Source organism: Pseudomonas sp. TE3786 (assembly GCF_054057335.1).
On sequence record NZ_JBSRZF010000010.1, the window covers coordinates 82,890 to 100,093 of the forward strand.

Sequence of the window (17,204 nt, forward strand, 5' to 3'; positions counted from 1 at the left end):
CGTCGTCCCAGCGAAGGCTGGGACCCAGAGTTTTGGATTCATCGGTGAATGCCTGGTCGCTTCTGGATTCCAGCCTGCGCTGGAATGACGGAGTACGGGCGGGAGAGTCACCGTCGTCCCAGCGCAGGCTGGGACCCAGAATTCCGGATTGATGAGTGAATACCTGGGCAATTCTGGATTCCAGCCTGCGCTGGAATGACGGAGTACGGGCGGGAGCGTCACCGTCGTCCCAGCGCAGGCTGGGACCCAGAATTCCGGATCAAACAACGCTCTCCATCAATACGCGAACGCCACCCGATGAATCAAGGCGTCACCTCAAACCTCAGCACCCCAATCACCTGTCCATCCTCGGTCAACACCCGTACTTCCCAATCCCCTTCCACGTCCTGCGGGAAGTTCTGTTTATGGGTCCAGGAGCGGTAACCCTTCTTGCGTCCACCGCTGATATCCAGAGCGATGCGGTCCATCTCTTCGCCGTTATGCCGCCACACATGGTAAATGCGCTCGGCCAGGCCACGCGGGGCGTTGATTGCGGTGTAGGCATACAGCCCTTTGTTACGCAGATCGGTGGCGGTCATGGTGCTCAGACTTTCGCCGGGGGAGCGGTTGAAGTCGTCCAGCTCGGTGGTCACCGCCACTTCGGTCAGCCACAGGGTGGCCGGCGGTACCCAGGAACGGGCCAGCCAGCCCACGCCGCCCAGCGCCAGGGTCAGCACGATCAGCGCCAGACCACGCCACCAGCGTTGCACCGGAAAAGTCACCAGCAGGCTGGGGAACGACAGCGCCACTGCGATGCCCAGGGCCAGCTTGTAACTCTGTGCAGTGGTCAGGTGCAGGATGATCGGCAGGGCGGTAAGCAACGCGGCGAACAGCGTCAGGGTGTGCATCGCCAGGTACAGCCAGCGGCGCGGGGCCAGCCATTTGTTGTAGATGGGGTCGATGATGGTCACCAGCCCGGCACAGGCCAGCAGGCCAGTGAAAAACAACTGGCCGCTGTTCCAGGTGGTGGTGATGATAAAAAACGGCAGCACGAAAAACAGGCTTTCCTGGTGGATCATCTGCGTCAGATAACGCACCAGCGGCTGCGGTAGCTCGCGGCCAAACAGGCGGGCGAACACGCGGGTGACCACACTTTCCAGGGTCAGCCACAGCCAGCTCACCAACAGCATCACCGCAATCGGCGTGGCCAGACGCGCCTGGCGGTCGACCAGCATGAAACTGCATACCCCGGAAATAAACCCGAACGCGGCCACCACCCCCGGATAGCGTTGCAGCAGGGCGATAACGGCGAGGGCACGGTTTTTCCAGATCAGCATCACAGTGGCGAGTCGGCAGGTTGAAAGTAGGTGCGCAGGATACGGGTGAGCCTCTGACGGGTCCATGCTCCTCGGCGCTAAATGTGGGAGTGCTGTGGCGGCATTAGGTTGCGGTTAACCGATCAACAGCATCGCGGCTGAAGCCACTCCTACAAGACCGCATGACCTGTAGGAGCGGCTTCAGCCGCGATGCCCTTGATCTTTAAAACCGCTGCGCTATAGCTGATGGCGCAAAAGGCCACACCTGCTGGCGGCCTCTGCCACTGCTGCCCCCCTGCCTGCGCCTTACAGTGCTGCGGGCTAAAACAAAAACAATAGGCCCGTTTATGAACTACGACGCGAACTCCCAACTGATTCTCGGCCTGGTGCTGGCGGCGCTGATCTTCGGCGTGTCGCTGGAACTGCGCCTGGAACAATTTCGCGCGGTGCTGCGCCATCCCCAACCGGTGCTCGCCGGTATGCTCGGGCAATGCCTGCTGCTGCCCTGGCTGACCCTGCTGGTAACGCTGCTGGTAAACCTGCACCCCGGTCTGGAACTGGGCCTGCTGTTGGTCGCCTGCTGCCCCGGCGGTAACCTCTCCAACGTCATGACCCACCTGGCCCGCGGCAACACCGCGCTGTCGATGAGCATGACCGCGCTGTCCAGCCTGCTGGCCCTGGTGCTGCTACCGCTGAACTTCGCCCTTACCAGCTCCTGCAACCCCGAGGCCTCCGCCTACCTCGCCGAGCGCCTGAGCAGCCTGCACGTCGACCATCTGAGCATCATCCTCAACCTGCTGTGGCTGCTGGGCCTGCCGCTGGTGCTGGGCATGCTGGTGGGCAATCTGTGGCCGCACGTCGCCGAACGCATCATGCCCTGGTTCAAACGCTTCGCCCTGCTGGCCTTCGCCTTCTTCGTCATTGGTGCCCTGGCCAACAACTGGAAAATGTTCACCGCCTCCCTCGGCCTGGTGCTGGTTCTGGTGGTCCTGCACAACGCCAGCGCCATCGTGCTCGGCTGGTTGATGGCCAAACTCGCCCGCCAGCGCGGTGCCAACCTGCGTGCCATGGTTATCGAGATTTCCATGCACAACTCCGGGCTCGCCCTGGGGCTGATCTTTTCCCAATTTGGCGGCGAGCCGAACATGGCCCTGGTGGCCGCGCTGTGGGGCACCTGGCATCTGGTCAGCGGCCTGGCGCTGGTGCTGTTCTGGCGCAATCGTCCGTTGGCCGTTTCTTCCACCTCCAAGGAGCCGCACGCATGCGCGTCCTGATTACCGGCGCTGCAGGTTTTATCGGCCAGCAACTGCTCAACGAACTGGCGGTACAGCATCCCAAGTGGACCCTGATCGCCGCCGACATCCGCCCGCAAACCACACAAGGCCTGAAGCTAAACGTCGAGCCGGTGCTGCTCGACATCAGCCAGCACAGCCAGGTGCTGGAATGCGTGGCCGCCTGGAGGCCCGACGCCATCGTGCACCTGGCCTCGGTGGTCACCCCGCCGCGCGGCATGAGCGACGCGCAACTGCATGCCATCGACGTGGGCGGCACCCGTTCCATTGTCGAAGCGGCGCTGGCCAACAACGTGCAGCAACTGATCGTCACCAGCTCCGGTGCCGCCTACGGCTACTTCCCGGAAAACGCCGACTGGATCGACGAAAACGACCCCCTGCGCGGCCATGAACACTTCGCCTACGCCAAACACAAACGCGAAGTGGAAATGCTCCTGGCCAACACCCGTCGCCAGCATCCTGCACTGAAACAACTGATCCTGCGGCCCGGCACCATCCTCGGCAAACGGGTCAACAACCAGATCACCGACATGTTCAAAAAGCGCGCGGTGCTGGGCATTAAAGGCAGCAACAGCCGCTTTGTATTTATCTGGGACCAGGACGTCGTCGCCATCATTCGCCAGGGCCTGGAGAGCGGCGCCCACGGCATCTACAACCTGGCCGGCGACGGGGCCCTGAGCCTGGAGGAAATCGCCGGCATTCTCGGCAAACCCTACCGCCCGCTACCGGCCGGCCTGATCTGCGGTGCCCTGCGCATTCTCAAACCCCTGGGCCTGAGCCAATACGGCCCCGAACAGCTGGACTTCCTGCGCTACCGCCCGGTGCTCAATAACCGCCGGTTGAAAGAAGAATTCGGCTACCAACCGCGCTACACCAGCCGCGAAGCCTTTATGGCGTTTCTGCAAGCACGTAACGGCTGAAGCGCCTGCAGCTCCCACACCTGTAGGAGCGGCTTCAGCCGCGATAGCCAGACCCGCAAACGCAGAAAGCCGCCCCTGAAAAGCATCGAGGCTAAACCCCCCCACCAAAGCACGCGATCGCTGTGGCAGAGGCCGATCAGCCGCGATGCTTTTACTTCCCGAAATTCCCCGCCTCCTCAGCAATAGCCCTCACTCCCGCCCACCGCAGCCGACAGCCAGGCTCCATCGCCCGCACCTACAGTTCGCCATCGCTGAATGTTCAGCGATCCGGTTTGGTCGCCGGAGAAGAACTCGGGACGCGCATGCGTCTGCTATAAGAATTGGGCTTTTTTCGCCTGTTTTATGGCAGCTGTGCGCGGGACACCTTCGGGTGTGCCGGTTTCCTAGTTTCCCCGGTCGACCAACCTGCGTACAGCTGCCTCCCTTTTGCCTGGTCGCGATTTGGAGGTGGTCCTTCTGGAAACTAGGAGAAACCTGTATGAACGGAAATGACGCAGTAACCACCTACCAACCCTTCGACACCCTCGACAGCGTTCCGCTGTTCGCCGTCAACGCCGGCGTACCCATCGAAGACGCCCTGGAACGCGCCGCCAGCCTGATGCTCTACGTCGAACGCCTGTCCGGCTGCGACGCCTTCGTCAACAAAGACCACGAAACCGCCGTCGTGCAAATCCTCAGCGAAATGGCCAAGGCCTTGGTCAAAGCGTGCAAAGGCGGAATGGGCCAAGCAGGTTCAACCAAACCCTAAGAAGGTTTGCCAAGCGTACAGGGAAGGGGACCTAGTCCCCTTTTTGCCCGCAACCGATACTCCCCCGGCGTCAACCCCGTCCAATTCCTGAACGCCCGAAAAAACACGCTCGGCTCCGAGTACCCCAACAACAACGCAATCTCCGCCGCCGGCAGTTGCCCGTCGTCCAGATAACGCTCGGCCAGTTGCTGGCGGGTATCGCTGAGCAGTTGCTGATAGCTGCTGCCTTCATCGGCGAGACGCCGTTGCAGGGTGCGTTCGCTGAGGTTAAGGGTGCGGGCGAGTTCGGCGCGGTCGGGTTCGCCGTGGGCCAGTTGCGCGCCCAGCAGGGTGACCACGCGGGCCACCAGGCCTTCGCTGGGCAGGCGCGCCAGAAGGGCTTCGGCGTGTTGGCGCAGGAGGGTTTGTAGCGGCGGGTTGGCTTGTATCAGCGGGGCCGCGCGCAGTTCCAGGGGCAGCACCAGGTTGTAGTCGCTGGCACCAAAGTTCAGGGGGCAGCCGAAGGCCTTATGGTAGGGACTGAGGTCGTCGGGTTGCGGGTGGGGGAATTCGGCGCGCAGCAGGCGGTAGTGGGTTACCAGGGGCGCCATCAGCTGAATCCAGAACACCATCAGGGCCAGTACGCGGGTGCGGGTGGCGGCGGCTTGTGGGTGCACCGGGCGGTACAGCACATGCAGTTCGTTGCCCTGTTCCTGCAGTTGCAGTTCGCCGCCTTCGCCCACCAGGCGCTGGTAACGCAGGGCGGCGGCCAGGGCTTCGCCGAGGGTGGCACTGCTTTGCAGCAGGTAGCCCAGCACGCTGAAGGGCCCGGGGGACAGGTTGGCACCGATGGTCAGGCCCGGTTCGCTGAGGGCCAGGCGCTCGCTGAGGCTCTGCCACAGCTGTTCATGGGCGCGAAAGGGGATGCGCCCGTCGGGGTCGCTCAGTTGGCTTTCGTTCAGGTCGCAGGCGCTCAGCAGTTCAGCGCGTGAAACACCCAAGCGCCCGGCGGCATGCAGCACCCCTTGGGTGATGCTGGCGCTGACGGAGGCGTGGCGTGGGTCGATGGCGTTTGGCATGGCGGAAGATTCTGCCCAAGCCGTCAGCTAAAAGACAGCGCTCAGCGTGTCGCCGGTTTGGCCTCGTGGGGCAGTGTCTGGCTGGCTTCGCGCAGCGCGGCTTCCGGGTGGTCGTCGTCGCTGTCGGCCAGGGCACCGTGTTCGTGGCTTTCCAGGGCGGCGTAGGCGCTGCTGCAGAACAGCGAGTTAAGGCGCTTCATATCGGCGATCAGTTCCAAGTGCAGCGAGCTGGTTTCGATGCTTTGCACCACATGCAGGTGCAGGCGCTGCACATGGGCGTGGGCCATGCGCCGCTCCTGGGCGCGGAACCGACGTTTTTCCCGCAGCAGTTGGCGGGCGCTGTGGGCATCGCCGGAGAGAAACACGCTGAGCCCCAGGCGCAGGTTGGCCACCAGCTGCTGGTGCATGTCAGTGAGTTCCTGCAGGCCATCGGCGGAGAAGGACTGCTGTTGGGCGGTCTTTTGGTTCTGCACTTTGCCGAGCATGCGCTCCAGCAGGTCGGCGGCCTGTTGCAGGTCGACGCTCAGCTCGATGATCTCGGCCCAGCGGCGGCGGTCGTGGTCGCCCAGGGCTTCGCCGGGTACCTGGGCCAGGTACAGTTTTACTGCGCTGTAGAGGGCGTCGACGTCGTCGCCCAGCCGCCGCAGTTCCTTGCCGGCCAGCGGCTGCGGACCCTGTAGCACGCTGAGGAAGTGGCCGAGCATGGTTTCCACCAGGTCGCCAATGCGCAGGGTCTCGCGTACGGCGTTGTTCAGCGCCAGGCTTGGGGTGTCCAGGGCGGTCATATCGAGGTGGCGGGGTTTGGCCACACCGTTGTCCAGTTGGCGGTCGGGTAGCAGCCAGTTGCAGAAGCGCGCCATCACATTAACGGTGGGCAGCATCAGCAGGCAGCGGCTGATGTTGTAGGCCAGGTGGAAGCCGATCACCAGGGTTTGCGGGCTCATTTTCAGGGTGCTCAGCCAATGCACCAGCGGGTGGATAAAGGGGCTGATCAGCAGCAGGCCGATGATTTTGTACAGCAGGCTGCCGAGGGCCACGCGGCGCCCGGCTTCGCTCTGCATGCTGCTGCTGAGCAGGGCCAGAATGCCGCTGCCGATATTGGCGCCAATTACCAGCCCCAGCGCCACCGGCAGGCTGATCAGGCCGGCGCTGGCCATGGTCGCGGTGAGCAGCACGGCGGCCAGGCTGGAGTAGGAAATCAGGGCGAACAGGGCACCCACCAGGGCATCCAGCAGCACGTCGCCGGTCAGGGACGAGAACAGCACCTTGATGCCATGGGCTTCGGTAATCGGCAGAGCGGCGCTGACGATCAGCTCCAGCGCCAGCACGATCAGCCCCAGGCCGATGCCAACCCGCCCGAGCTGACCGGCGCGGCTCTGTTTGCGCGAAAGGAAGAAGATCACCCCGAGAAAGATCAGCAGCGGCGATAGCCACGACAGGTCCAGGGTCAGCACCCGCGCCATCAGCGCCGTGCCGACGTCGGCACCGAGCATGATGGTCAGCGCCGGGGTCAGTGCCATCAGGCCCTGGCCGACGAAGGAGGTCACCAGCAGCGCAGTGGCATTGCTGCTTTGCACCAGCGCTGTCACGCCGATGCCGGAGGCGAAGGCCAGCCAGCGCGTGTTCATGTTGTGGCTGAGCACTTTGCGCAGCTGTGAGCCGTACACCCGCAGGATGCCCGTACGCACGATATGGGTGCCCCAGATCAGCAGGGCGACAGCAGAAAGCAGATTGAGCAGGGTCAGCATAGGCGCGGCCTCCCTGGCAGCATGGCGGATATGGGTAATGGACCGGGCGAAGACCCCGGTCGTTCGAATTTTTGTTGCCCACCATGTAGTTAGCTGTAGTTGGCGAATGCCGTTGGCGCCAGTTTTACGCGTGCCATTTGCCGATCCCGTCGCCGCTGCCGAGCTGTTAACCTAGGCCGACCTTTGCTGGCGATGGCACCCATGCTCACGCTCTACCACGCCCCCGATCTGGAAACCCTTGGCGAGCTGGCCACCACCCTGTTGGCCCAGCCGCAACGGGAGCCGTTTGCCCCGGCGTTGGTGGTGGTGCCGAGCCAGGGCATGGGCCGTTGGCTGACCCTGGAGCTGGCGCGCAAGCAAGGCATCGCCATGCAACTGGAGGTGCAGCTGCCGGCCAAGTTTGTCTGGGAAGTGTCGCGCCTGGTGCTCGGGCACCTGCCGGAGCAGTCGGCGTTTTCCCCCACCACCTTGACCTGGCGTCTGTACGACTGGCTCTGTGAGCCGGGCAATCTGCAGCAGGCACCGCGTCTGGCGCAGTACCTGGAAGGCGGCGATGAGCGCCGGCGTCTGTCCCTGGCCGCGCGCATCGCCGACGTCTTCGACCAATACCTGTTGTACCGCGACGACTGGCTGGCCGCCTGGGAGCGCAACGAGCTGCTCGAGCTCGGCACCGACGAAGCCTGGCAGGCCCTGCTCTGGCGTGAGTTGACCCGCGACGGCCATCCGCACCGTGCGCGCTTGCTGGAAGATTTACTGCGCCGTCTGCATGACGACACGCCCATCGCCGGCCTGCCGGAACGCCTGCTGGTGTTCGGCATCAGCAGCCTGCCGCCGCACCATATGCGCGTGCTGGAAGGCTTGGCGCGGCATGTGGACGTGGTGATCTGTGCCCTCAACCCCTGCCGTGAAGCCTGGGGCGATATCCGTGATGTGCGCGAGCTGGCGCGCCAGCCGGTGGTGGCCAGCGCCACTGCGGCCGATGATTGGTACCTGGATGTTGGCCACCCCTTGCTGGCCAGCCTGGGCAAGCAGGGGCGGGACTTTTTCGACGCGCTATTCAGCCTGGGCGGCCAGGAAGTCGGCCTCTATTCCGAAGACGCCGATCTGCACGACAGCTCGCTGCTGCGTGCGCTGCAAAACGACATTCTGCGTCTGCGCAGGCGCAAGCCCGAAGAGCGCCTGGCGCTGCGCGACGACGACCGCTCACTGGAAGTGCATATCGCCCACTCGCCGCTGCGCGAGGTGGAAATTCTCCATGACCAGTTGCTTGCCCGCTTCGCCGCCGACCCGACGCTGACCCCTGACCAGGTGGTGGTACTCACCCCGGATATCGAGCGCTACGCCCCCTATATCGAGGCCGTGTTTGCCAGCCGTGACAGCCAGGGCCGCGGCCCGCGTTCGCCGCGAATTCCGTTCAGCCTGGCGGACCGCAGCCTGCGCGCCGAGGTGCCGCTGATTGAAGCCTTCCTCGGCTTGCTGACCCTGGAGCAAAGCCGCTTCGGTGCCGAAGAAATTCTTACCTGGCTAGAGCAGCCGGCGATTGCCCGCCGTGCCGGCATCGAAAACGAAGACCTGCCGCTGCTGCGCGACTGGCTGCGCGAAGCCGGCGTGCGCTGGGGCCGCGACAGCGAACACCGCGAGCAGCTAGGCTTGCCGGCGGATGCCGCGTTCACCTGGCGCCAGGGCCTGGACCGCCTGCTGTTGGGTTTTGCCGCGCCGCCGCAACTGGCCGGCGATGCCGCGCCGCTGCTGGGCGAAACCTGGCCGCTGGATGCCCTCGAAGGCGCGCGGGCGCAACTGCTCGGGCGCCTGGCCGGCTTTGTACAGCGCCTGTCTGCGCTGGCTGAAGACCTGCAGCGTCCACGTTCGCTGGCCGCCTGGGCCGACACCCTGCAAGGGCTGATCGATGGCCTGTTCGATGAGCGCGAAGCCGGCGACACCTTGCTGCTGCTCAGCCAGGCCTGCGCGGCTCTGCGCGACCAGGCCGAAGCCGCCGGGATAACCCGACCGCTGGAGCTGGCGCTGGTGCGCCAGCAACTGAGCACGGCGCTGGAGCAGGGCAGTGGTGCCTCGGGTTTTCTCACCGGCGCGGTGACCTTCTGCACCATGGTGCCGATGCGCAGCCTGCCGTTTCGTCTGGTCTGCCTGCTCGGCCTGGATGACGGCGCGTTGCCGCGGCGCACCCCGGCGGCGGGCTTCGATCTGATCAGCCAGCACCCGCGCCGTGGCGACCGGGCGCGACGTCTGGATGACCGTTATCTGCTGCTGGAAATTCTGCTCTCCGCCCGCGATGCCCTGTACCTCAGTTACGTCGGCCGCGACCCGCGCAACAACGCCGAACTACCGCCGTCGGTGTTGATCAGTGAAGTGATGGAGTCGGTCGACCTCACCGCCTATGCGGTCGGTAGGAGCGGCTTTAGCCGCGATGCTCTGGATCCAGAAGCATCGCGGCTAAAGCCGCTCCCACAAGAGCAGGTACCCGCCAGCAAACACCTGACCATCGCCCACCCGCTACAACCCTTCGCCCCCGGCAACTTCGCCGGCGGCGCGCAGCGCAGTTACGCCGCTTCCTGGTTCCGCGCCGCCCAGCGTCTGGCCCAGCCGCCGCTCAGCAGCCCGCCGGCTTTTGCCGGACGCTTGCCGGAACCGGGTGCCGAGTGGCTGCATATCGAACCCTCGCAACTGCTGCAGTGCTTCCGCCACCCGGCGCGTTTCCTGCTGGAGCAGCGCCTGGGCTTGCGTCTGGCCGATGCCGACGAAGCGCTGGCCAGCGACGAACCCTTCGCCCTTGAAGGCCCGGCCTGGCGCGGCTTGCGTCAGCTGGCGCTGGATGCGGTGGAGCGCGACTGGTCGCTGGAGCAGGAGCGCAATGTCGCCCGCGCCGCCGGCTGGTTGCCCACCGGCGAACTGGGCCAGGCGTTGTGGGGCAAACTGCGTGGCCCGGTGCGCGCCTTCGCGCCTCGGCTGTTTGAAGCGCGTCCGCAAGAGCAGGCGCAGCCACTGCTGGTGGATGTGCAACTGGCTGGCGTGCATATCCATGGCTGGCTGGAAGGGGTGACCAGCAGCGGCCTGTTCGAGTGGCGTCTGAATGCCCCAAGCGCCTGGGATTTGCCGTCGTTCTGGCTGCGCCACCTGCTGCTCAACCTCAGCGCTACCCCGGGCATCGCCCGCGAAAGTCTGCTGATTTCCCCGGCCCAGGACTGGCAGCTCGGCCTGCTGGTCAACCCGCGTGAACTGCTGCTGCCCTGGCTGGAAGCCTACCGCGAAGCGCTGTGCGAACCCCTGCCGGTGATGCTGAAAAGCAGCTACGGCTTTGCCGAAGGCCTGCTCAAGCCCGGGCGCAAAGACCCCATCGAAGCCGCACGCTTCAAAGCCCGAGTGGCTTGGGACGGCGCCGACTTCAGCCCGCTGCCCGGCGAGTCGCAAGACCCCTGGTATGCCCTGGCCTTCCGCGACCGTGAAGTGCTCGGCGAGCGCTTTGAAGCCTTGGCCCAGGAACTGATTCTCCCGGCCCTGCAAGCCCTGGCACCGGCTGCGGAGGATGAGGAATGAGCAAGGCAATATGGCTAGGCAACGGCTTTACAGGAGTAGAGCCATGCCGGAGTTACTGACATCTGATCAGTTGGCCGAGCTGGCTGAAACTGTTGAGTTAGAGTGCAAGCTCGCTCAAGGGCAGGACGGCAAGGGCGAATTAACGAAAGACTTCTGGCCTACCTATTCGGCTTTTGCCAATACCGATGGGGGTTTGGTAGTGCTCGGTTTGCGGGAAAGAGATCGGCGTTTCAGTGTGGCTGGTTTAGCGAACATCGAAAAAATCCGTACTGATTTGTTCAACACCTTGAACAATCCGAGCAAGGTCAGCGCGAACCTACTGACCGACGCCAATGTCAGCGTGCGGTTGTTGGACGGCAAGCAGATTTTGCTTGTCCATGTTCCGCCAGCCACACGTAAGCAACGCCCCGTATTTCTCAACGGTCAACCCATTGGTAACACCTATCGCCGGCTACATGAAGGGGATCGGCGCTGCGACGAAGAAAGCGTAAAGCGCATGTTCGCCGAGCAAGTCGAGGACTCGCGGGACGAGCGCATTCAGGGTGGGAGCTCCGAACATAAGGGTACGAGCTCCGAACATAAGGGCGTGAGCTCCGAACATAGTGAGCTTCCAGCAACGCGCCGTGATGGCGATGGTTGTTTGCTTAGCGACTATCTGGATGTGCCCCTGATCGACTCCCTGGACGAGTTGAACGACGACCTCTGGGGTTACTTGCATGAGCTGTCCAAGGAGCCGCGCGAGCGGTTACGGATGCAGCCGGCGCGTATGCGTGAGGTGATCAGCGAGCTCTGTGAGGATCACTACCTGACACTCAATGTGCTGGCCGAGCTGCTTTGTCGCAGCCCGGATGCATTGCGCCAGCAGTACCTCAACCGCATGGTCAAGAGTCGGCAGATCCAATTGGCTTTCCCCTCAAAACCTACACACATCCGCCAGGCTTACAGGGCCACTAGCCCAGGAGCCAGCGATGAGCCTTGACCTGCACACGTCCTCTTTCGCCGGCCGCTCGCTGATCGAGGCCAGCGCCGGTACCGGGAAAACCTGGACGCTGACCGCGCTGTACGCCCGGTTGTTGCTGGAACGCCAACTGAGCGTCGGGCAGATTCTGGTAGTGACCTACACCACCGCCGCCACTGCCGAGTTGCGCGAGCGTCTTCGCGCGCGCCTGGCGGAGTTGTTGGCGGTGTATGAGGGCACGCCGAGTGCTGATGATTTCCTCACCCGTCTGCACGCCCAGTACCCCGGTGAAGAAGCGCGGCGGCGTTTGCTGCTGGCGGTGCATGGTTTTGATGAGGCGGCGATTTTCACCATCCACGGCTTCTGCCAGCGGGCGTTGCAGGACGCCGCATTCGAGGCCGGTGGCGATTTTGACAGCGAACTGGCCAGCGATGACCGCGAGGTGCTGGATGCTTTGCTTACCGATGCCTGGCGTCATGAGCTGGCCAGTGCCGATCCGGCCTGGGCGCGTTTTCTGGCCAAGAAGAAAATCACCCCGGCGCTATTGCGCCAGCGCTTGCGCCCGCACCTGGGCAAGCCGTATCTGCGTATCGAGCCGCGTATCGCTGACACGGCACCTGCCTCTGCTGAGCTGAGCGCTGCCAGTCAGGCCTGGAGCAGCGCTGCCGAGCTATGGCAGCGTGGCGGTTACGCCTGGGTGGAGCAGTTGCAGGAGCATGGTGGGCTAAGCCAGAGCACCCATAAGTTGCCGAAATTTCCGCTGTGGTCGGCGGAGCTGGACAGCTATTTCGCCGACCCTGCAGCGCTGTTCGAAGTGCCCACCGGGCTGGAAAAATTCACCGCCAGTGCGCTGCACAAAGCCACCAAAAAAGGCCACGACGCGCCCAGTCACAGCATTGCCGACGCCTTCGAGGCGCTGCTGTTGGCGATTGCCGATGCCCTGCCGGCCGGCGAGCAACGCCTGATCGCCCTGCAGGTACGCCTGCTCGACAAGCTCAACGCCGAGCTACCGGCCCGCAAGGCGGCGCAGCGCATTCTGGCCTTCGATGATTTGCTCAACCGGCTCAACGAGGCCTTGCATGGCCCGGCCGGTGAAGCGCTGGCGTTGACCTTGCGCACTCGCTACCCCTTGGCGCTGATCGATGAATTCCAGGACACCGACCCGGTGCAGTACCAGATCTTCGATCGGGTGTATCAGGACGGCAGCGACCTGTGTTTTGTCGGCGACCCCAAGCAGGCGATCTATGCCTTCCGGGGTGCCGACCTGGCCACCTACCTGAAAGCCCGGGACGCCGCCGAACGTTGCTATGACCTGCCGTTCAACTACCGCTCTACCGCCGAACTGATTGCCGCGCTGAACCTATTGTTCGCCCGCCCGCAGCCCTTTGCGGTAAATGGTCTGGAGTACCCGCCGGTGCGGGCCGGGGCCAAGGCCCGCGCGCAGCTGGTGCTGCCGCCTGGCAACGAGGCACCGTTGGCGCTGGTGTGGCTGGGTGACGAGCCGCTCAACAAAGGCCGCGCCGACAGCCTGGTGGCGCTGGATACCGCGCAGCGCATCGCCACCCTGCTGGCCGCCAGCGCTCAGGGCCAGGCGTATTTCGCCAAAGATGGTGAACACACCCCGCTCAAGGGCGGCGATATTGCGGTGTTGGTGTCCAACCACCGGCAAGCCTCGGAAGTGGCCGAGCAGTTGGTGGCGCGCGGGGTGCCGAGCGTGCGCCGCGGCAATCAGAGCGTCTGGCACAGCGAGGAGGCAGCCGAGCTGGCGGCGGTGCTGGCGGCCTATGCCGAGCCGGGCCGCGAGGGTGTGTTGCGCTATGCCTTGTCCACCCGCTTGCTGGGGCGCGATGCCCTGCAACTGGCGCGCTGCCAGGACGATGAGCGTGCCTGGGACCGTGAGCGCGAAGACGCCGAGCTGTATCACCAGCTGTGGCAGCAGCAAGGGTTTATGCGGGCTTTCCGGGCCTGGCTGGATCAGGAACAAGTGGCCGAACGGCTACTCGCCACCCCGGACGGCGAGCGGCGGCTGACCAACCTGCTGCACCTGGCCGAGCTGCTGCAGGCCGAGAGTCAGCAGCGCCCCGGCCTGGAGCCGTTGCTGGCCTGGCTGAATGCCCAGCGCGGCAGCGAAGGTGCCGGTGAAGATGCGTTGCTGCGTCTGGAAAGCGATGCCGAACGGGTGCAGATCGTCACCATCCACACCAGTAAGGGCCTGGAATACCCCTTGGTGTTCTGCCCGTACCTGTGGAATGGCCGCCTGCTCGGTCAGCACAAGGACAGCGCCAGTTGCCACGATGATGACGGCCAGCCGTTGCTGGATATGGGCAGTGAGCGCCTCGAGGAGCACTTGCAGCGTGCCCGCGAAGAGGTATTCGCCGAGCAGTTGCGCCTGGCCTATGTGGCCCTGACCCGTGCCCGTGATCGTCTGTGGTTGCACTGGGGGCCGGTGGCGGTGCCGGCACCGGTGAAAAAGACCGGCCTGCTGCCGGAAGAGGGCCTGCACAGCAGCGCCCTGGCCTGGCTGCTGCACGGCCGCGAACTGCCCGGCAGCGACGCCTTGGGGGAGTTGGCTGCACACCTGAATGAACGCAGCGGCACCAGCCTGGCGGAGGAAATCGACAGCCTGGTGGCCAGCAGCGCCGGCACGTTCGCCCGCCTGCCGTTGCTCGCCAGTGAAGCCAGCGCGGCCGGCGAACAACGGGCCGCGGCCCCCGAACAGTTGGGCCAGTTCGAGCGCAGCCTGCACAGTGCCTGGCGGATTGGCAGCTTTTCCGGTTTGTCGGCCGGCATGCATATGGAAGCGCCGGACCGCGACAACCTGAGCATCCCCGATGCCAGCGATCCGGGCCTGGGCTTTTTTGCCTTCCCCCGTGGAGCCCGCGCCGGTACCTGTCTGCACGCGGTGCTGGAAGACTGGGCGCGCGGCAAGGGCGAATTGCCGGCCCTGGTGGAAAGCGCGCTGACTGACCACGGCCTGTCCCGCGACTGGACCGAACTGGCGGCCGCGCATTTGCAGTTGGTGCTCGATAGCGACCTCGATGGCCAGGGCCTGACCCTGGCCAGCCTGGTGTCGGCGCGGCGCTTGCCGGAGCTGGGCTTTACCTTTCCGGTGGCCAACCTGGATGTGCAGCGCTTGCGCGCCATTCTCGCCGACCCGCAGTACGGCCTTGCCGCGCCGATGCGCGAGGCGGCGCAGCGCCTGGAATTCGACAGCCTCAAGGGCTTTCTCAAAGGCTTTATCGACCTGACGTTCGAGCACCAGGGGCGTTGGTATATCGCCGACTACAAATCCAACTGGTTGGGTCCGGATGTCAGCTACTACGGCGGCGATCGTTTGCTGCAGGCCCTGGCCGGTGAGCACTACTACCTGCAATACCTGATCTATCTGGTGGCGCTGCGACGTTTCCTCCGTCAGCGCCTGGCCGACTTCAACAATGAGCAACTGGGCGGTGCCTACTACCTGTTTCTGCGCGGCATGCCGAATGCCGGGGTGTATTTCTCGCGCCCCGCCGACAGCCTGCTGGATGCCCTTGACCAGCTGTTCAACGAGGAGCAGCCATGAGCCTTGCCGACCTGCCCCTGGGGCCCTTGGAGCGCGCTTTTGTCGCCAGCCTGCAACGCCTGGATAGCGACGCCGAGGAGGCGGTGCTGGTGGCTGCGGCGCTGACCTGCGCGGCGTTGGTCAATGGCGATGTGTGCCTGCCGCTGCGTCGCTGGGCCGGGCAACGGGCGTGGCCGGAAGTGGCCGGCGGCGTGTTGTTGCCTCCGCTGGAGCTGTGGTCGGCCCAGTTGCGCGCGTCGCCCTTGGTGGGTGCGCCGGGGCAATTTGCCCCGTTGATTCTGCATGGCGAACGCCTGTACCTGGCGCGTTATCACCATTACGAAACCCAGTTGGCCGAGCAGTTGCTGGCCCGTGGCAGCGCCAATCCCGAGGTGGATGAAGCGCGCTTGGCCGACGGCCTGGCCCGTCTGTTCGCCCGCAACAACCAGCAGGCCGGGCCGGACTGGCAACGGCTGGCAGCCGCGCAGGCGGTGCGGCGCAATCTGGCGGTGATCTCCGGCGGCCCCGGCACCGGCAAGACCAGCACCGTGGTGCGCTTGCTGGCGGCGTTGCTGGAGCAGCCCGGCGGTGAGCGTCTGGCCATCGGCCTGGCCGCTCCCACCGGCAAGGCCGCGGCGCGGATGGCCGAAGCCATCCGCAATGCCAAAGCCGAGCTGCCGGTAAGCGAGGCGATCAAGGCTGCCCTGCCGGAGGAAGCACGCACCCTGCATCGTCTGCTCGGCAGCCGCGGCGACAGCCCACAGGTTCGCCATCACGCGGCCAGCCCGTTGCCGCTGGATGTGCTGGTGGTGGACGAAGCCTCGATGGTCGACCTGGCGCTGATGGCCAAGCTGGTGGATGCCCTGCCGGTGAATGCGCGTCTGATATTGCTCGGCGACAAGGATCAGCTGTCCGCCGTAGAGGCCGGCGCGGTGTTTGCCGAGCTGTGTGAAGGCCGCGGTTTTATGCCGGATACCGCTGCTGCTTTGCAGCGCCTTACCGGCCAGAGCGTCGAGGCCCAGGCCCCCGGTTCGCGGCTGGGCGACGCCGTGGTATTGCTGACCCACAGCCACCGCTTTGCTGGTGACAGCGGCATTGGCGAGCTGGCGCGACGGATCAATGGCGGCGATGCGGCCGGCACCTTGAGCCTGCTGAAAGAGGGTCGCAGTGATCTGGCCTGGCAGGCCGAGCCGAGCCCCAACGCCCTGCTCGACCGTCTGGAGCAGGGCTACGCGCCTTATCTGGCGGCGGCGCGCAGCGGCGATGTGGCGGCCACCTTTGCCGCCTTCAACGGTTTTCGCGCCCTTACTGCGCAACGCCAGGGTGTATGGGGCGTGGAAGGTATCAACGAAGCGCTGGAAGCACGGATCAAACGGCGCTTCAGCCTGCCCAGCCGCGAACGCTGGTACCCCGGGCGGGCGATCATGGTGCGCCAGAACGACTACGCCCTGGGCCTGTTCAACGGCGATATCGGTATCTGTCTGGCCAGTGAAAACGGCCTGCGGGTGTTCTTCGAAACTGCCGGCGAAAGCGAGCCGACTTTCCGGCCCTTTTCCCCGGCACGCCTGCCCAGCCACGACAGTGCCTTTGCCATGACCGTGCACAAAAGTCAGGGCTCGGAATTCAGCGAAGTGTTGCTGGCGCTGCCCGACACCGCCAGCCCGCTGTTGACCCGCTCGCTGTTCTACACCGGCATTACCCGCGCCAAGCACAAGGTGGAAATCTGGGGCTTGCCGGCGCGCCTGGCCGAAGCGGTCAGCACCCGCGCCGAACGCGCGGCAGGGTTGGCCGAGCGCTTGCGGGTGCCGGTGGAGGTGTTTGCCGCGCAGCCTGTTAAACCTGCGAGCGATCAGGATCAGCTCAGTTTGTTTTGAATGTCGCTCGTACCTAGCTTGAATCACCGCGCCTGGATCCCAGCCTGCGCTGGGATGACGGAGTAAGTAGCAAAAACTACCGTCGTCCCAGCGCAGGCTGGGACCCAGAATTTTGCGGCAAACCATTCTCCAGCCGCCAGCAAAGCACGCCTTTCGTCAGTTACGGCCGCTCCAGTTTGACTCTGCGAAAAAGCCGTCAATGCTTGGCACCAGCAGTG

Annotated in this window: 10 protein-coding genes; 7 read left to right on the plus strand and 3 right to left on the minus strand. The window is 64.7% G+C overall.

What is annotated here, in order from left to right; genetic code table 11:
• Positions 1 to 302 precede the first annotated feature (302 nt).
• The gene (locus ACVW0Y_RS13105; RefSeq protein WP_457438768.1) at positions 303 to 1,316 is read right to left on the minus strand and encodes a DUF5924 family protein; all 1,014 of its coding nucleotides are present in this window, start codon (positions 1,314 to 1,316) and stop codon (positions 303 to 305) included.
• Positions 1,317 to 1,642: 326 nt separating this feature from the next.
• Between ACVW0Y_RS13105 and ACVW0Y_RS13110 the strand changes: the two genes are divergently transcribed.
• The 3 genes from ACVW0Y_RS13110 to ACVW0Y_RS13120 all read left to right on the plus strand — a co-directional run bounded on the left by ACVW0Y_RS13110 (position 1,643) and on the right by ACVW0Y_RS13120 (position 4,255).
• Complete coding sequence (locus ACVW0Y_RS13110) at positions 1,643 to 2,569, plus strand: bile acid:sodium symporter family protein (protein WP_457438769.1); 927 nt, start codon at positions 1,643 to 1,645, stop codon at positions 2,567 to 2,569.
• On the plus strand, positions 2,557 to 3,507 hold the full coding sequence (locus ACVW0Y_RS13115) for an SDR family oxidoreductase (RefSeq protein WP_457438770.1): 951 nt from the start codon (positions 2,557 to 2,559) through the stop codon (positions 3,505 to 3,507). The genes ACVW0Y_RS13110 and ACVW0Y_RS13115 overlap by 13 nt, the downstream gene beginning before the upstream one ends.
• Before the next feature lie 478 nt (positions 3,508 to 3,985).
• Complete coding sequence (locus tag ACVW0Y_RS13120) at positions 3,986 to 4,255, plus strand: DUF3077 domain-containing protein (protein WP_457438771.1); 270 nt, start codon at positions 3,986 to 3,988, stop codon at positions 4,253 to 4,255.
• Here the strand turns inward: ACVW0Y_RS13120 and ACVW0Y_RS13125 are convergent.
• Together ACVW0Y_RS13125 and ACVW0Y_RS13130 are read right to left on the minus strand one after the other, a co-directional pair.
• Positions 4,252 to 5,313: an AraC family transcriptional regulator gene (locus ACVW0Y_RS13125; protein WP_457438772.1), complete on the minus strand. Its 1,062-nt coding sequence runs from the start codon at positions 5,311 to 5,313 to the stop codon at positions 4,252 to 4,254. The genes ACVW0Y_RS13120 and ACVW0Y_RS13125 overlap by 4 nt on opposite strands.
• 41 nt (positions 5,314 to 5,354) lie before the next feature.
• Entirely contained in the window at positions 5,355 to 7,061 is a 1,707-nt protein-coding gene (locus tag ACVW0Y_RS13130; protein ID WP_457438773.1) for a Na/Pi cotransporter family protein, read from the minus strand.
• Between the two features lie 201 nt (positions 7,062 to 7,262).
• On the opposite strand from ACVW0Y_RS13130, the gene recC reads away from it, so the two are divergent.
• From recC to recD, 4 genes are read left to right on the plus strand one after another with little or no spacing between them, the layout of a single operon-like run.
• Positions 7,263 to 10,613: an exodeoxyribonuclease V subunit gamma gene (recC, locus tag ACVW0Y_RS13135; protein ID WP_457438774.1), complete on the plus strand. Its 3,351-nt coding sequence runs from the start codon at positions 7,263 to 7,265 to the stop codon at positions 10,611 to 10,613.
• A gap of 43 nt (positions 10,614 to 10,656) precedes the next feature.
• The gene (locus ACVW0Y_RS13140) at positions 10,657 to 11,592 is read left to right on the plus strand and encodes an AlbA family DNA-binding domain-containing protein (protein ID WP_457438775.1); all 936 of its coding nucleotides are present in this window, start codon (positions 10,657 to 10,659) and stop codon (positions 11,590 to 11,592) included.
• The gene (gene recB, locus ACVW0Y_RS13145) at positions 11,582 to 15,133 is read left to right on the plus strand and encodes an exodeoxyribonuclease V subunit beta (protein ID WP_457438776.1); all 3,552 of its coding nucleotides are present in this window, start codon (positions 11,582 to 11,584) and stop codon (positions 15,131 to 15,133) included. The genes ACVW0Y_RS13140 and recB overlap by 11 nt, the downstream gene beginning before the upstream one ends.
• On the plus strand, positions 15,130 to 16,986 hold the full coding sequence (gene recD, locus ACVW0Y_RS13150; RefSeq protein ID WP_457438777.1) for an exodeoxyribonuclease V subunit alpha: 1,857 nt from the start codon (positions 15,130 to 15,132) through the stop codon (positions 16,984 to 16,986). Before recB ends, recD begins: the two co-directional genes overlap by 4 nt.
• Positions 16,987 to 17,204: the final 218 nt, after the last annotated feature.

Coding starts and splice junctions, on each gene's coding strand:
- recB (WP_457438776.1), top strand. CDS start 11,582: ATGAGCCTTGACCTGCACACGTCCTCTTTCGCCGGCCGCTCGCTGATC.
- ACVW0Y_RS13120 (WP_457438771.1), top strand. CDS start 3,986: ATGAACGGAAATGACGCAGTAACCACCTACCAACCCTTCGACACCCTC.
- ACVW0Y_RS13110 (WP_457438769.1), top strand. CDS start 1,643: ATGAACTACGACGCGAACTCCCAACTGATTCTCGGCCTGGTGCTGGCG.
- recD (WP_457438777.1), top strand. CDS start 15,130: ATGAGCCTTGCCGACCTGCCCCTGGGGCCCTTGGAGCGCGCTTTTGTC.
- ACVW0Y_RS13125 (WP_457438772.1), bottom strand. CDS start 5,313: ATGCCAAACGCCATCGACCCACGCCACGCCTCCGTCAGCGCCAGCATC.
- ACVW0Y_RS13130 (WP_457438773.1), bottom strand. CDS start 7,061: ATGCTGACCCTGCTCAATCTGCTTTCTGCTGTCGCCCTGCTGATCTGG.
- recC (WP_457438774.1), top strand. CDS start 7,263: ATGCTCACGCTCTACCACGCCCCCGATCTGGAAACCCTTGGCGAGCTG.
- ACVW0Y_RS13105 (WP_457438768.1), bottom strand. CDS start 1,316: ATGCTGATCTGGAAAAACCGTGCCCTCGCCGTTATCGCCCTGCTGCAA.
- ACVW0Y_RS13115 (WP_457438770.1), top strand. CDS start 2,557: ATGCGCGTCCTGATTACCGGCGCTGCAGGTTTTATCGGCCAGCAACTG.
- ACVW0Y_RS13140 (WP_457438775.1), top strand. CDS start 10,657: ATGCCGGAGTTACTGACATCTGATCAGTTGGCCGAGCTGGCTGAAACT.